The following is a 15,267-nucleotide window of genomic DNA, read 5'->3' on the forward strand; positions in this document are numbered from 1 at the left end:
GACGGCCGCCGCGTGTGACTTCAAGGACGAGGGCTGCTCGTGGGTCAGTTGCCTTCGTAGATACCGATGGCGCCCGCCACCCACTTCTTCGTGGTGGTGTCCTGGTAGCCCATGAAGCTCACCAGGATGCGCCGGCCGCCGCCGGAGCTGTCCGCCTGGATGTCGCTGATGCGGGACATGCCGTACTTGCGGCCGAACTCAGACAGGCCGTAGTGGGTGATGCTGCCGCCCTTGAGTCGGGACAGGCCACCGCCCCACGACGCGCCCACCCAGATGCTGCCGTCGGACGGGTCCAGGCCGATGGCGGACAGGTACTTGTCCACCAGCCCGGAGCCGGAGCCCATGTGGCCCAGCACGTTGCCGTTCGCGTCCACGTGCACCAGCCCGTTGCCGAACGAGCTCAGCCACACCGTGCCGTCGCGCGCCACCACCGCGCCGGAGATGTTGTCCGGCACGCGCTCACCCGGCTTCGAGTACTCGGGCTTGGCGTCCGGCCACAAATCCAGCTTGTTGCTGGAGTCGTTCTCCGAGCCCGTCTGCGCGCGCCAGAAGTTGCCCGCGTTGGTGCCGTAGCGGAAGCGCGTGGTGCGGTCCGAGCCTCCGAACCAGACATCGCCGCTCGGGTCCACCGCGACGCCGTAGTAGGCATCCGTCAGCAGCACCACGCGGCCCTGCGCGTCCAGGGCGTTGACGTGCGGGTGCACGTGCTCGAAGACGCCGGTGCAGTTGAGCTGGCCGTTGCACATGGGCGCGCCGTCGAACTCCGCGTTGCCTCGCGCGAAGCCGTGGTTGCCGCCGAACCACACGCTCGACTTGTTGTTGCCCAGGGCGTGCTTGTCGTAGCGGATGCGCAGCACGTTGCAGATCTTCTCGCGCCCCCGCTTCTCGGCCGCCACCACGTTGGGGCCGGAGAAGATGTCGTAGTGCACCACGTCCAGCGTGCCGTCCGAGTTGAGCGTCACCTTGTCCGCGTCACCGCTCTTGTAGCGCGCCGGGTCCGGGCTCGGCCCGTCCCAGTTGTTCTCGCAGTGGTCCGAGCCCGTGCCCGGCATGCCCTCGTAGCCGACGAAGACGGTGCCCGACTTGCCGCCCGCCACGGAGATGACCTTCAGGTACTTGGGCCCCGGCGGAATGCTGCCGTCCGCCATGAAGCCATAGGGGCGCAGGCCGTTCTCCATGCCGAAGCGCTCGAACTTCTCCGCGCCGCGCTTGAGCAGGAACAGGCCCTCCGCGCCGCCGGCCACCCAGACGTTGCCGCCCTCGTCGGCCGTCACACCGTAGATGGTGACGGGGCCGCCCTGGTCCGCTCCATAGAAGCGCCAGCCCGCGGGCGTCGGCAGCGGCGGAATCTCCACGTCCTGGCGAGGGTCCGTCGGAGTGCCGCCATCCGTGGTGGGAGTGCCGCCATCTGTCGGAGTTCCCGAGTCGGGAGTCTCCGTGGGAGTTCCCGAGTCGGGGGTCTCCGTGGGTGTGCCCGAGTCGGGAGTCTCCGTCGGAGTGCCCGCGTCGGGGACTTCGTCCGGAGAGCCCGGACGCCCGGGAGGAGGAATCGGGTCATCCATGCCCGGGTTGTCCTGCTCCGACTCGTCGTTGCCCTTGTTGGAACCGCAACCCGCCACGGTCCACATCGCGCCCGCCATGACGAGCGCCCCTGCCCAGCGCCATCCCCGCGTCATCCGAACCCACCCCGCGAAAACCTGGGCCGCCCAGAATGGGCAGCCGTCCGGGGCCTTTCCATCGCAAGGTCGATGCCAGGGCCGGCCGCCGTTCCAGGCAGGACTCCGTCCGTTCCCGGACAGCCGGTGGGAAACGCATTCCCCAGTCAGGGAAAGTCGCTGTCCCGAAGACCCCCTCATTCGTGCTAGTGGCTATCGGAAATGGGTGGGAACGACGCACGCGGTCGCACACCGTTGTCATTGGTGGGCCAGGAGCCGGACCTCCTGTTCTACACACGCCAGGCGACCGAGCACGGGACGCCCGTGTTGGTATTGGGCGCCGCCAACGGCCGCGTGGTCTGGGCCCTGGCCGAGCACGGCTTCACCGCCGTGGGAGTGGACCCCTCGGAGGTGATGATTCGCTCCGCCGAGGAGCGCCGCGCCTCGGAACCCCCAGAGGTCTCCAGCCGCGCCCGCTTCCTCGTCGCGGACCTGCGCTCCATCCGGCTACAAGAGCACTTCCCGCTGGTGCTCGCCCCGCAGCACGCGCTGGGGCTGATGCCCGGCAATGACGATTTGGAGGCGTTCCTGTCCACGGTGCGCCACCACCTCACCCCGGGGGGCACCTTCGTCTACGACGTGCTCAACACGCCGCGCGAGCCGGTGCTGCCGCGCGACGACGAGGAGCCCAACGCGGGGCTGGAGCCGCGCCGCCCGCTGTTCGCCCTCCACCTGCGAGAGCGCAAGCAGCCCGGCGCGCCCAGCCCCATCCGCCGCCTCAAGCTGCGGCACTTCTCTCCGGAGGAGCTGGACGCGGCCCTCACCGGCGCGGGCTTCATTCCGCGCGAGCGCTATGGCCGCTTCGACGGCAAGCCCTTCGATTTGGAGGACTCGCGCCACATCGGTGTCGCCGGCCCGTGAGTCGGGGCCGGAGCGTGCTCACTTCTCGAAGCGGTAGCCCAGGCCCCGCACGGTGACGAAGTGGCGGGGGTCCTCGGGGTTCGGTTCGAACTTGAGGCGCAGCTGGCGCATGAAGTTGTCCACCGTGCGCGCGCTGCCCTCGTAGTGGTAGCCCCACGCGCCGGACAAGAGCTCCTCCCGCGTGAAGGTCCGCTCCGGGTGGGCCAGGAAGTGCGCCAGCAGCTTGAACTCCTGCGCCGTCAGCTCCACCGGCGTGCCGGCCTTGGCCACCGTGCGCGCGTTCATGTCCACGCTGACGTCGCCGAACGTCACCGGTGGCGCGGCCCCGAGCGTCGGGTAGCGCCGGCGCAGCACGGCCTTGATTCGCGCCAAGAGCTCCTGGAGCCCGAAGGGCTTCACCACGTAGTCGTCCGCGCCCAGGTTGAGGCCCAGAATCTTGTCCGTCTCCATGCCCTTTGCGGACAGGACGACGACGGGGGTGTCGCGGCCGCGCTGGCGCAGCTCCTTGAGCAGCTCGAAGCCGTTGAGCTCCGGGAGCATCAAGTCGAGAACGACGAGGTCCGGGGCTTCGTCCAGCGCGCGCTGGAGCCCCGTGCGACCGTCCTGGGCCTGGAGCACCTCGTAGCCCTCGAAGCGCAGGTTCATGGACAGGCCGGCGAGGATGGACAGGTCATCCTCCACCACCAGGATGCGGCGGGTCGTCTCGCTCATGCCTTCTGCACCGGCAGGTGGATGGTGAACCGGCTGCCTCGACCGAGTTCGCTCTTCACGGCGATGCGTCCGCCGTGAGCCTCGATGATACGCCGGGCGATGGCCAGCCCCAGCCCGCTTCCCTCCGTCTTGCGGGTCAGCAGATTGTCCACCCGGTAGAAGCGCTCGAAGATGCGCTTGCGTTCCTTCGGAGCGATTCCCACGCCGTTGTCCTCCACCGCCAGGTCCACCCACCGGCCGGAGCGGCGCGCGCTCAGCTCGATGCGCCGGTCCTTCGGCCCGCTGTACTTGTAGGCATTCTGGAGCAGGTTGAGCAGCGCCCCGGCCACGGCGGCCTTGTCCACGTCCACGCGTGGCAGCCCCTCGGCCACCTCGACCTTCAGGTCCACGCCGCCCTCCAGGCGCTGCGCGCGGAAGGCCGTCACCGCCGTATCCACCACGTCCATCACCGGCATCGTCTCGCGCTGGTACACCTTGCGGCCGCTTTCGATTCGAGACCAGTCCAGCACCCGCTCGATGAAGACGGACAGGCGCTCCGTCTCCTTCGTCAGCAGGGTGAGCACCTCCTGCATCTGCGCCGGGTCCTTCAGTCGTCCCAGGGCCAGCGTCTCGATGAACATGCGGATGGATGTCAGCGGCGTGCGCAGCTCATGGCTCACCAGCGAGACGAAGTCCGTCTTCATGCGCGACAGCCGGGCCTCTCGGTAGAGCACGCGGCCCGTGTAGACGACGCCGAACGTCAGCGTCAGGTAGAACAGGCCGAGCAGCACGCCGTACACGGCGCGGTTGCGCGCGGAGGCCCGTGCGACGGGGTCCTCGCCGGTGGGCAGCACCACCAGCCGGAAATCTTGAAGGGGAGGGGACAGCACGCGCTCGGCCAGCACCTGCGGCCCCAGCGCGCTGGCGCGGGCCTGCGCCACCTCCGACACCAGCTTGCCCATCAGCCCGCCGCCTTCGTTGCTCTCGCGAGGCACGGGCATCAGCGTGAAGCGCACCGGCTCGCTGGACACCGCGCGAGGCTCCACGCGCTCCGTCAGCAGCAGCTCCAGCGCGCGCACGGACAGCCGCACGCCGCGCACCTTGTCGCCCTGACGCTCGGCCACCACGACGACGGAGCGGCCTCCGGCGGAGAGGGAGAAGACGGTGGGCGTCTCGGGGAATGAGCCGGCCTCCGGGAGCACCGCGCCCAGGGCCTCCATCAACAGCGGGTCCTCGGTGATGGTGCGCCCGCCGGAGAGCTGGAAGGTGCCGTCGGGCTCCGACAGGACGCGTCCGTCCGGGGCCACCAGGCTCAGCTTGCCGCCTTCCTCCTCCAGCTTCGCGGCGGCCAGCTCCCGGGGCAGCTCCTGGGACAGCGCCTCCAGCGTGCCCCGCCACGCGGACTCCAGACGCTTCTCCACCGCGGCGCGCTCATTGATGATGGCCACCACCCCGAAGCCGGACAGGCCCGCGGACGGCAGCACCACCAGGATGATGAGCAGCGCGAAGGTGCGTCGGAAGCTGAGGATGACGGAGGGGGAGCGGGACACGCCCCTCTCCTTTACTCCCACCCGGCGCTACACGCTCGTGGCGTTTCTCCCGGGCGCCGGGGCTCGACTGTTCGCCACCCGCACCCTGGGAGGGGAAGGAATCGACTTCGGGGGCCTTCTGATGCAAGCATGGCTGGCTCGTGGGGGCGGCGAGCGACCAGGGCCGGGCGCCATTTCCCCTCCACGACACGGCGCGGCATTCCCAGCGATGAGAGCGGCGGGCGGCATTCTCGTCGGGAAACGCGAGGAGGACACTTCATGAGACGGCACGTTCTGGCCGGTGTGTTGGCGGCGACGCTCGGGCTGACGGCTTGCGAGGACTCGTCGGCGCGCGACGGGTGGACCAACGCGTCGGGCTCGGTGGCGCTCAGCCGGGATGACGCCTTCTTGTACGTGGTGGACGCGGACACCGGGGTGCTCGCGGTGGTGGAGACCGCGCGCGGCGAGAAGGTCGGCGAGGTGAAGGTGGGTGCGGGCCCGGAGCGCGTGGTGGTGGGCCCGGATGACACCGTCTATGTCGCCAACCGGGGTGAGCGCAGCGTGTCCGTCATCCGCCGGGGTGACTGGAGCGAGGCCGCGCGGGTGGCGGTGGGCGTGGAGCCGATGGGGCTGGCGGTGTCTCCGAAGGGCGACACGCTCTACGTGGTGAACAGCACCGCGCTGGACTCCACCACGTACGGCACGCTGATGGCGGTGGACACGCGCTCGCTGGAGGTCCGCTGGGAGCTGCCGGTGGGCGAGGAGCCGCGTGGCATCGCGCTGGTGGACGGCGGGCGCCGGGCGCTCGTGAGCCTCTTCCGGCACAGTGATTTGGTGACGGTGGACCTGGCGGATGCGCACCAGCCGCGCATGCAGCGCGAGGGCACGGACCTGTACGCGCGGGCCAACTCGCAGGACGGTTTCGCCACCGAGGACCCGTTCCCGTTCCCCGCGTCGACGGTGTTGTTCCGGCCCCGGGGCATGGCGGATGTCGTGGTGTCTCCCGACGGCAGGCAGGCCTACTCGCCGACGCTGTGGGCGCGCGAGGACCCGCTCACGAATCCCGGCTCGGGTGGCGGTGGTGGCGGGTCGCTGTATGGCGGCGGAGGGCCTTGCAACACGGCGGGCGTGGTGGCGCCGGGCATCGTGACGTTCAACACGGAGGACGGCTCGCCTCGGGTAGATGATTTGGACCGGTGTCGGCCGCCGCCGAGCGAGGAGCCGGACTTCCCGCCGTCCACGATTGTCAGCCCCGAGCAGAGTCATCCCATCCAGGGGCCGGTGGCCGCGGTGGTGGACCCGTCCGGGCTGTGGCTCTTCGTGGTGAACCGCGAGACGGACAACGTGGCCATCCTCCCCACGAATCGTCGTGAGGGTGCGGACCTGGTGAACGTCAACGGCAGCACGGTGCGGCAGTTGGTGCGCGTGGGCTCGGGGCCCAGCGGCATCGCGCTGACGCGGGATGGGCGCAAGGCGTACGTCTACAACGCGTTCGACCACACGGTGACGACGCTGGTGAACGACGCCTCCGGCAACGTGGCCAACGTGCGCGCGGAAGGTACGCCGCTGCGAGTGGTGGGTGACGTGCTGGCGCCGCAGGAGGTGGCGGGGCGCAAGCTGTTCTACTCCGCGCTGGACTCGAGGATGACGAGCGCGGGGGTGGCAGCGTCGTGTGCGACGTGCCATCTGGACGGTCGTGACGACGGGCACGTGTGGGGCTTCCCGGATGGGCCGCGCCAGACGCCGAGCCTCGCGGGCCGGAAGGTGACGGAGACGGGCCCGTTCCACTGGAGCGGCGAGTTCCCCACGATGAGGGACTTCCTCGACGCCACGGTGCGCGGTCGCATGGGTGGCACGGCGTTGGACGGCGTGATGGTGGCGCAGCTCTCCGCGTTCATCGACGTGATTCCCACGCCGGACAATCCCTACAAGCGCGCGGCGCTCACGGACGCGCAGGCGCGGGGGGCGCAGGTGTTCAAGAAGGCGGCCTGCAACAGTTGCCACGAGGGTGCGCACTTCACGAACAACACGCTGGCCGACGTGGGGACGTTCATCACCTCGGGCGCGAATCGGGACGACAGCAACGTGGTCGCCAAGGGACTGAACACGCCGTCGCTGCTCGGTCTGGCTCGCACGGCGCCGTACCTGCATGACGGCAGCGCGTTGTCGCTGAAGGGGCGGCTGATGCAGAACCGCCAGTCCAACAAGCACGGCACCACCGCGAGCCTGACGGAAGCGGAGATCGACGACCTGGTGGACTACCTGCGCACGCTGTGACGTCTACTTCGACCTCGGGGGACCCAGCTCCTCCGGGAGCGGGGTCCGGAGAAAGCGCCTCCCCGTGGGCAGCAGGACGGCTTGAAAGCCCTGGCCGGCGATGCGGACCAGCTCGCCGTGCGATGCGTTTCCAGCGGCGAGCCATGCGTCCGCGTCGGACTGTGTCGGAAAGTCCCGTGAGACTTTGACGTGGGGCGACGGGGCGGAGAACTCCTGGTTGTACTGGAAGAACGCCTCCAGCTTCCGGGTGTGCTGGATGTAGAGCAGGGCGATGGAGGCGAGCTGGATGGCTTCGTCCTCCTTCGACCCTGAGAGGTAGTGACCGCTGGCCTCATCGAGGATGCGCAGCGTCGCGGACATGTCGAAGTCAGTGGAAGTTGGAATGGCTCGCATGGATTCTCACAAGATCAAGGGGTGCCCGCGTCCGGCTCCGCCGGTGCCGCCACCGGGTGGACCAGCTCCGGACGCGTGGACGTGAGGGCCAGGCGCGTCACGTCCAACGCCTGCTCCGGGTCTCCCCCGAGCCAGGTGACGACGAGCGCGCACGGCGTGTCGTCGTCCCACGCCATCACCTGCAACATGCCCTGCGCCGGAGACCGTCGCGCGGCGGCGCGGCCGAGCGCCGTAATCTCTTCGCCGCCCATGCTCAGCGACGGCTGCAGCAGGGCATGCGTGTCCACCTCGGCATAGTGGGGCTTGCAGTCCCACGTCACCGACACCGTGACGTCCTTCTCCGACGCAGAGCGGAAGGTGCACAGCGGCCCGCAGGTCGGACACGCGCGCTCCTCCTTCATCGTGAAGCCGGGCAGCATCGTCTCGCGCACGTCCGCGGGCAGCAGCGCCTCGCACGTGGGAAGCGTCGCGTTGGTGACAGGCGCTCGCGCTGGACCCGCGTCCGTCACCGCCTCCGTCGGACGCGAGCGACACGCCAGCCCCAGGGCCAGTGTCACGAACAGCGCCGCGCGCCCTCCTCCTGCCCTCATCCCTTGGTCTCTCCTCAGACGCCCGTCGCCGGTCGCGCGGCGGATGGTAGTCCGGTGCGCCGCCGCCCGTGGCACGTTTCCCATCGCCTCCTGCCCGCTACCTGACGGCGCGCACGCAGGGTGGGGGAACAACCGGCCTTGGCTCGTCTCTCTCCCTCGCCGTGGATTAAGCTGCCAGCCGTCTTCATGCCCTCCGTCCGCTTCCTTCTGGTGCCGCTCGCCCTCGTGCTGGGGCCGTCCGCCCGGGCCCAGCAGGCCCCGGCGCGCAACCCCACGCCCGATGAGTCCTGGTCCGTCCCCGCCCAGGTGGACGCGCCTCGGAAGAACGACACCCCGGACGACGCCACGTGGACCGACTTCCCCGGCGGAACCTCCGTCCCCTCGGGCACCGACGCCGCGACACTGCCCCGACTCCCGGAAGTGCCGCCCCTCGTCCCCCTGGATGACGACGACTCCGTGGAGGGCTCCTTCCCCCGAACCATGAAGGCACCCCCTCCCGCGCCGCCTCCGGGGCCTCCCCCCGTGGCCAACCGCGTCAGCCTGCTCGGTGCCCGCACCGTGGGCAGGACGGGCGGGGTGGCGGTCGGCCTCTCGCTGGGCTTCCCGACGCTGTCCGCCCGCGCGGCCGTCGGCGTGCTGCCCCAGGTCGACGTGCTGGTGGGGCTCGACAGCCTCTATGGGATGATGAACGAGGCGCGGCTGGGCTGGCGGTGGCGGGTGCTGGACGGCGGCCCGCGCTGGAGCCTGGGGCTGGTGATGGAGGGCAGCCACGCGTTCTTCCTCCGCTCGGCCAGCCAGGAGGAGCGGGGCGCGCGTTACCTCACCGGCCGGCGCAACTGGAACGTCATGCCCGGCATCGTCGGCTCCTTTCAGCGCCAGGGCGTCCGCGCGTCCAGGCTCTTCATCGACGTGCGCTACCTGGTGGCCCTGGACACCGAACCCATCCAGCGCACGCCGCTGGGCGGACTCCCTCCGGACCTGGTGTCCTCCAGCGCGTGGCCCGTGCGCGTGGGCGCCGAAGTGCCGCTGACCGAGAAAACGTCCTACTCTGTCACCCTGGGCGGTGACTTCCGCACCCGTGCCGAGGACGCCGCCTTCATGCCGGTCGTCTCCGTCGGCATCGTCACCGGTCTCTAGCATCGGCAACCGGCACGACAACGTGCCCTTTCCACCCCCTCGAGCGAGGTCTTCATGCGTGGCAGTGTCATCGGCTCCGGCTCCTTCGGTACCGCCCTGGCGAACGTGCTGGCGGTGAACTGTGAGGAGGTCCGTCTGTGGGGCCGCGAGCCGACAGTGGTGGAGGCCATCAACACCCGGCACGAGAACCCCACCTATCTGCCCGGCATCCCCATCTCCGAGCGCGTTCGCGCCACGCAGGATTTGGAGGAGGCGCTCGCCGGCGCGGAGATGGTGGTGCTCGCCACGCCCAGCCACGCCACGCGCGAGGTGCTCGCCCGCGCCAGGGCGTTCCTGCCGCGCAACGTGCCCATCATCACCGTGTCCAAGGGCATCGAGAACGAGACGCTGCTGACGATGACGGAGCTCCTGGAGGACTGTCTCCCGGAGGAGTTCCACCCGTACATCGCCGTGCTGTCCGGCCCCAGCTTCGCCAAGGAGCTGGCGCGGCGCATGCCCACGGTGGTGACGATTGCGTCCCACTGGGACAAGGTCGCCGTGCGTTGTCAGAAGGCGCTCCAGACGGAGACCTTCCGCAGCTACACGTCCACGGACGTGGTGGGCGTGCAGTACGGCGGCGCGCTGAAGAACGTCATCGCGATTGCTGCGGGCATGGCGGACGGCCTGGGCATGGGCCACAACGCGCGCGCGGCCATCATCACGCGCGGGCTGGCGGAAATCACCCGGCTCGCCGTGCGCAAGGGCGCCAACCCTCTGACGCTGTCGGGCCTGTCCGGCATGGGGGACCTGGTGCTGACGTGCACGGGCGAGCTGAGCCGCAACCGTCACGTGGGCATGGAGCTGGGCAAGGGCCGCAAGCTGCCGGACATCCTGGGGCAGATGAAGGAAGTGGCCGAGGGCGTGAAGACGGCGCGCAGCGCCCGTGACTTGTCCCTGAAGACGGGCGTGGAGCTGCCCATCTGCCAGGAGGTGTACCTGATTGCCTACGAGGACAAGAACGCGAAGAAGGCCGTCGTGGACCTGATGACGCGTCAGCCGAAGTCCGAGCTCGTCTGACGCGCGGGCTGCCGGGCGTGTGTGCGCCGGGGGCGGTGTTCCGGCGCGGGGCGGGGGACTGCTAGAAGCGGGCTCCCGTGTCCCCCCCGAATATGGCGAGCCTCTCATCGTTCCGTGCCCTGCGTCACCGTCAATTCACCGCGGTGTGGTTGGGGGCGCTCGTCTCCAACGTGGGCACGTGGATGGAGGTGCTCGCCCTGGGCGTCTTCGTCACGGAGGTGACGGGCCGCGCGGAGTGGACGGGCGGAGTGGCGGCGCTGACGTACCTGCCGTCGCTCGTGTTGTCCCCGCTGGGAGGCGCGCTGGCGGACCGCTTCGACCGACGCGTCTTCATCGCGGTGTGTGCCGTGGCGCAGGCGCTGCTCGCGGCGTCTCTTGCGGGGCTGGCCTTCACCGGGCACCTCACCGTGCAGGCGGTGGCCGTCATCTCCCTGCTCAACGGCTGCGTGCACGTGCTGTCGGGGCCGGCCTACACGGCGCTGATTACCGGACTGGTGCCGAAGGAGGACCTGCACAGCGCGATGACGCTGATGTCGGCGCAGTTCAACCTGGGCCGCATCCTCGGGCCGGTGTGCGCCGCGGCGCTCCTGGCCTTCGGTGGCGTCGCGTGGGTGATGCTCGTCAACACGCTGTCCTTCATGGCGGTGCTGCTGGCGGTGGCCCGCGTGCGCGCGGAGCCTCCCGTGGCCCGGCCCATCGACCCCAAGGGCCTGTGGGCGGACATCGTCGAAGGCGCGAACATGGCGCGAGGGGAGCCGGGCATCCGGATGGCGATGGTGTCGCTGTTCGCCCTGGCCCTGTTCATCTCGCCCTTCATCGCGTTGGTGCCGGTGTTCGCGCTGCAGGTGTTCGGCTCGGATGCGTCCGCCGCGTCGGCGCTCATCTCCATGCAGGGCCTGGGGGCGCTCCTGGCCTCGGGCCTGGTGGGCGCACTGGCGGTCCGCTGGGGCCGGGAGCGCGTGGTGGATATGGCCGTGCTCGCGATGGGGCCGGTGACAATTCTCTACTGGCTGTCCCCGACGCTGCATGTGGCGATGGGGACCATGTTCGTGCTCGGCGCGGTGTACCTGGTGGTGGTGACGGGACTGGGCACCCGCTACCAGGAGCGCACGCCGCGAGAGTTGCAGGGGCGGGTGAGCAGCCTCGCGATGTTGCTCATCAACGTCGGGTACTCGGTGGGCGTCTGGGCCCAGGGCGCGCTGGCGGACCGGGTGGGCGTGCGCGCCGTCACCGCCAGCTCCGCGGCGCTGTTCCTCGTGGCGATGCTGGGGCTGCGCACGCAGCGGCCTCGGGAGGCGGACGTCGCGAGCACGTGACGTCCCGCCCCGAGTCCTTCAGCCCGACTTGTTCGGCAGCAGCGCCAACACGCGGGCCAGCACGGCGACACCCTCTTCGTACTCGGGCAGTTCGATGTGCTCGTTCGGCGTGTGGTCCAAAGACGAGTCGCCCGGCCCATACGCGACGGTCGGCACGTTCCACGCGTCCGCCACCGTGTTCCAGTCGGACGTCCCCGTCTTGACTCGAAGGGTGGGGCGCGCGCCGCGCTCGCGGATGGACTGTTTGAAGGCGCGTGTGAGGGCGTCATTGCCCTCGGCGGAGACGGCCTGCTTGCGGGACACCGTCTTCACGGCCACGTCGGGGACGTCGGTGAGGCAGGCGAGCAGCGCGTCCACGTCACTGGCGGGCCCGGTGCGCACGTTGACGTGGGCGGTGGCCCACTCCGTGTCTTCATCGGTGCCCGTCTGGAAGGAGAGCAGCGCGGGGAGGTCCTGCTCGAAGAGGGTGCACCCCTTGTTGCGCTCGTCGCAGCGGCGGCGCAGCGCGTTCCACGCGTCGACCACATGCTCCGCGGGCGCGTGGTAGGCGCGGCTCGCGGTGTGGCGTCGGGTGGCGCGGTATTCGAGCTCCAGGCGCAGGAGGCCCTTGTAGCCCAGGGTGATGCCGTGGGCGCCGCTGGGCTCGCCATTGACGACGAAGTCCGGCCGGTGGTGCTCGCGGGCATGCAGCGCGCCCCGGGTGATGGCCACCTCCTCCTCGACACAGCCCAGCAGGAGGAAGCGCTTGCCGGCGCGCTCCGAGTCGTCCAGCAGCTCCACGGCCTCGATGAACGCCGCGAGCGCGCCCTTGGCATCCACCGCGCCGCGTCCGAAGAGGCGCGTGCCCTCCAGGCGCACGGGGATTTCACCCGGCACGGTGTCGATGTGGCCGAGCAACGCGATGCAGGTGTCCCCGTCCCCCATGCTGGCCACGGTGTTGCCCACCGGGTCCACGTGGGCCTTCCAGCCGCGCTGCTCCAGTCTCCCCGCCAGCGCGCGAGAGAAGTCCGCTTCATGGTGGCTGGGGCTGTAGTGCTCCAGCATCCACCGCAACAGCTCCGGGCTCGCCTCACGGGCTCGCATGAATCACCTTGCCGGAAGAAGTCAGCCGGGTGCCGGCCTCACCCGTCAGCGCGGACAGCACGGGCCGCGCGGTGCCGGAGGCCGTGACATGAACCGCGGACACTCCCGCCGCGAGCGCGCGTCGAGCCGCCTCCAGCTTGTAGCGCATGCGCCCCTTGGCGAAGCCCATGGCGCCCTCCACGTCGTCACTGGCGCGGATGAGCGTCGCGGGGTTGGTCGGATCTTCCAAGAGCCCCGCCACGTTGGAGAGCATCACCAGCGCGCGGGCGCCCATCACCGAAGCAATCGCGGCGGCCACCTGGTCCGCGTCCACGTTCACCAACGTCCCGTCCTCCGTCACCGCCGGAGGACACACGACGGGCGTCTGTCCCGCCGCCAGCAGCACGTTCAAGAGGCGCGAGTTCACCTCGATGATTTCTCCCGCCAGGTGGCTCCGGTCGATGCGCGTGCGCTCGCCGTCCTGGAGCTTCAGCGGCGGTCGTCGCCGGGCGACGAGCACCCGCCCGTCCGCGCCGCACATCCCAAGCGCCGAGACACCCCGGGCCAGCAGCGCGAGCACCGCGCGCTTGTTGACGTCACCCACCCACGCCATCGTCAAGACGCGCAGCGTGGCCTCGTTCGTCAGGCGCACCACGTTGCCGGAGGCGGTCAGCGCCTCGGTGCGCTCCATGCCCAGCGAGGTCAGCAGGGCGTCGCCGGCCTCGGAGCCACCATTCACCACGATGACGCGCTCGCCCTGGCGGCGCAGCTCCGCCACGTCCGCGCAGACGTTGTCCAGGTCCACGCCCGCGGCGCCGCCAATCTTCACCACCAGCGGCGCGCGACTGTCATCGACCTGGGACGAGGGTCTCATCCGATGACACTCGCTCCACCGTCCACCAACTGCACCGTGCCGGTGATGAACGACGCTCGCTCGCTGGCGAGGAACACCGCCGCCGCGGCGAACTCCTCCGGGAGTCCCACGCGCTTCAGCGGAATGTGCGCCGCCATGGCCCGCAGGTTGGCCTCCACGTCCGCGCCGCCGGTGCCCGCCGTGCGCTCCACCGGAGGCGTGCGGGTGTAGCCCGGGGCGAGCACGTTGACGGTGACGCCGCAGTCGCCCAGCTCCTGCACCAGCGCGGACGCGAAGCCGACGATGCCCAGCCGCGCCGTGGCGGACAGGGCGAAGCGCGCGACGGGCCGCACCACCGTCTCCGAGGTGATGAGCAACAGGCGTCCCCACCGCGCGGCCTTCATGTACGGCAGCGCCGCCAGCGCCAGGTTGATGGCCGGCAACATCACCGTGTCGACGGCCTCCTGGTACGCGACGATGTCGAACTTCGTGGCGGGCCCGGGCGGCGGACCGGCGCTGTTCGTCACGACGATGTGGGGACCGCCCAGCTTGCTGGCCACGTCCTCCACCCACGCACGCGTGGCGCCGTGCTCACGCAGGTCCACGCGCGTGGCCATCACCTTGCCGCCGCGAGCCAGTCCGCGAAGGTGCTGCTCCGCGCGAGCGAGCCGGTCCGCGTCGCGCGCGCCGATGGCGACGTGCGCGCCTTCCTTGACCAGCTCCTCGGCCACGGCGAGCCCCAAGCCACTGGAACCCCCGGCGATGAGCGCGACCTTATTGGCGAGTCCCAGTTCCAAGTGTCTCCCTCCCTGCGTCACCAGCGTTCACGACGGGCTCCGGCGCTGGACTCACCTGCGCGGGCGTTGGAGGCCCCCGGTAGCCATACCGCCCCGTCAGCGGCCACGAGAGCGCGGAGACGAGCGCCTTCATGCGGGGCGCCAGCTCCTTGCGCCAAGCATCGTCACCGGGCCGCAGCAGCGTGGAGCCGCTGAGGAACCGGTCCGGGTTGCCGGTGACGGTGTGGTTGCGCCCGAGCACCACGGTGCGCCCCTTCACCGGGTTGACGGCGCTGTCCTCGCGGATGAGCTTCAGGAGCGAGTCGATGGTCGCGGCCGGCGAGGCGATGAAGTCCTCGTACCGCAGGAACAGCGAGCGCTCCGGGTGGCGCCGCGTGACGAGCTCCGAGGCCACGTTGAAGCCGAACCAGTACGCGGTGCTGCGCGCGGCGGACATCGGCACGACGTACTGCTTCGTCTTCGTCCACGAGTGCGCGACGGCACGAGGGTCCCGTACCAGATGGAGGTAGTACGGCGAGATTCCGCTTACGTGGGGCAGCAGCGCCGCCTCGGAGGGGAACTTGCCGCTGTCGACGATGACGTGGCTGCCGGTGGCATCGGCGATGGTGCGGTACGTGCTCGCGAGGAGCTGCGCGTGCTCGTACAGCTCGGACGACGGCGTGCCCTGTCGCAGCACGCGCCACGTGTGCCGGGTGCGCACGGTGTCCTGTTGCCGCTTCACCACGCGCAGGGCATGGGCCTCGGGCGTCTCACCGGGACGGGCGCCCTGCTCCAACACCTTGGACCAGAGGGGACACTGGACCAGGTGCGTGCCGCAGCCGCACAGGGTGTTGGAGCCGTTCCCGTAGGCGTTCTTCCAGAGGAAGCTCAGTTCGCCCGTGTGGAAGCAGCCCTCCACCTCGTTGAGCACGTTGCCGATGATGGTGCTGCCGCTGCGGCACCAGCCGGTGATGTAGAGGACGGTGAGGGCACTCATGGGCGAGCCTTTCGC

General features: G+C 70.2%; 14 protein-coding genes. 5 read left to right on the top strand and 9 right to left on the bottom strand.

The genetic code is table 11. The annotated features are described in order from the left end of the window. Window positions 1-44: 44 nt before the first annotated feature. Entirely contained in the window at window positions 45-1,676 is a 1,632-nt protein-coding gene (locus G4D83_RS20645) for a ligand-binding sensor domain-containing protein (RefSeq protein ID WP_163866500.1), read from the bottom strand. 201 nt (window positions 1,677-1,877) lie between these two features. Here G4D83_RS20645 and G4D83_RS20650 point away from each other — a divergent pair, with 201 nt between their 5' ends. Continuing rightward, complete coding sequence (locus G4D83_RS20650) at window positions 1,878-2,576, top strand: class I SAM-dependent methyltransferase (protein WP_163866501.1); 699 nt, start codon at window positions 1,878-1,880, stop codon at window positions 2,574-2,576. 18 nt (window positions 2,577-2,594) lie between these two features. Here the strand turns inward: G4D83_RS20650 and G4D83_RS20655 are convergent, their stop codons facing one another. Continuing rightward, window positions 2,595-3,287 carry a response regulator transcription factor gene (locus G4D83_RS20655; protein WP_163866502.1) on the bottom strand — a complete coding sequence of 231 codons (693 nt, stop codon included), beginning with the start codon at window positions 3,285-3,287 and terminating at the stop codon, window positions 2,595-2,597. Then, window positions 3,284-4,816 carry a sensor histidine kinase gene (locus G4D83_RS20660; RefSeq protein WP_163866503.1) on the bottom strand — a complete coding sequence of 511 codons (1,533 nt, stop codon included), beginning with the start codon at window positions 4,814-4,816 and terminating at the stop codon, window positions 3,284-3,286. Before G4D83_RS20660 ends, G4D83_RS20655 begins: the two co-directional genes overlap by 4 nt. A gap of 258 nt (window positions 4,817-5,074) precedes the next feature. Between G4D83_RS20660 and G4D83_RS20665 the strand changes: the two genes are divergently transcribed. Continuing rightward, a complete protein-coding gene (locus tag G4D83_RS20665; protein WP_163866504.1) occupies window positions 5,075-7,072 on the top strand; it encodes a c-type cytochrome in 1,998 nt (665 codons plus the stop codon). A gap of 3 nt (window positions 7,073-7,075) precedes the next feature. Here G4D83_RS20665 and G4D83_RS20670 read toward each other — a convergent pair whose 3' ends face one another. Together G4D83_RS20670 and G4D83_RS20675 are read right to left on the bottom strand one after the other, a co-directional pair. Beyond that, window positions 7,076-7,465, bottom strand: coding sequence for a hypothetical protein (locus G4D83_RS20670; protein WP_240356451.1), 390 nt, complete (start codon window positions 7,463-7,465; stop codon window positions 7,076-7,078). 14 nt (window positions 7,466-7,479) lie between these two features. Next, window positions 7,480-8,055 (bottom strand): hypothetical protein, encoded by a 576-nt coding sequence (locus tag G4D83_RS20675; RefSeq protein ID WP_163866505.1) that lies wholly within the window; start codon window positions 8,053-8,055, stop codon window positions 7,480-7,482. Between the two features lie 186 nt (window positions 8,056-8,241). Here G4D83_RS20675 and G4D83_RS20680 point away from each other — a divergent pair, with 186 nt between their 5' ends. The 3 genes from G4D83_RS20680 (at window position 8,242) to G4D83_RS20690 (ending at window position 11,564) form a co-directional block, all read left to right on the top strand. Continuing rightward, a complete protein-coding gene (locus G4D83_RS20680) occupies window positions 8,242-9,192 on the top strand; it encodes a hypothetical protein (protein WP_240356452.1) in 951 nt (316 codons plus the stop codon). A gap of 54 nt (window positions 9,193-9,246) precedes the next feature. After that, complete coding sequence (locus G4D83_RS20685; protein ID WP_163866506.1) at window positions 9,247-10,248, top strand: NAD(P)H-dependent glycerol-3-phosphate dehydrogenase; 1,002 nt, start codon at window positions 9,247-9,249, stop codon at window positions 10,246-10,248. Between the two features lie 77 nt (window positions 10,249-10,325). Further along, a complete protein-coding gene (locus G4D83_RS20690; protein WP_338041934.1) occupies window positions 10,326-11,564 on the top strand; it encodes an MFS transporter in 1,239 nt (412 codons plus the stop codon). A gap of 18 nt (window positions 11,565-11,582) precedes the next feature. Here the strand turns inward: G4D83_RS20690 and G4D83_RS20695 are convergent, their stop codons facing one another. Genes G4D83_RS20695 through G4D83_RS20710 form a run of 4 tightly spaced genes read right to left on the bottom strand, consistent with a single transcriptional unit; the run spans window position 11,583 to window position 15,252 of the window. After that, on the bottom strand, window positions 11,583-12,647 hold the full coding sequence (locus tag G4D83_RS20695; RefSeq protein WP_163866507.1) for a M20/M25/M40 family metallo-hydrolase: 1,065 nt from the start codon (window positions 12,645-12,647) through the stop codon (window positions 11,583-11,585). Beyond that, complete coding sequence (locus G4D83_RS20700) at window positions 12,634-13,500, bottom strand: [LysW]-aminoadipate kinase (protein ID WP_163866508.1); 867 nt, start codon at window positions 13,498-13,500, stop codon at window positions 12,634-12,636. Before G4D83_RS20700 ends, G4D83_RS20695 begins: the two co-directional genes overlap by 14 nt. Further along, complete coding sequence (locus G4D83_RS20705; RefSeq protein WP_163866509.1) at window positions 13,497-14,276, bottom strand: SDR family oxidoreductase; 780 nt, start codon at window positions 14,274-14,276, stop codon at window positions 13,497-13,499. The genes G4D83_RS20700 and G4D83_RS20705 overlap by 4 nt, the downstream gene beginning before the upstream one ends. Beyond that, window positions 14,254-15,252: a sulfotransferase gene (locus tag G4D83_RS20710; RefSeq protein ID WP_163866510.1), complete on the bottom strand. Its 999-nt coding sequence runs from the start codon at window positions 15,250-15,252 to the stop codon at window positions 14,254-14,256. Before G4D83_RS20710 ends, G4D83_RS20705 begins: the two co-directional genes overlap by 23 nt. Window positions 15,253-15,267: the final 15 nt, after the last annotated feature.

This window comes from Myxococcus eversor (assembly GCF_010894455.1).
GTDB classification, from domain to species: Bacteria; Myxococcota; Myxococcia; order Myxococcales; family Myxococcaceae; genus Myxococcus; species Myxococcus eversor.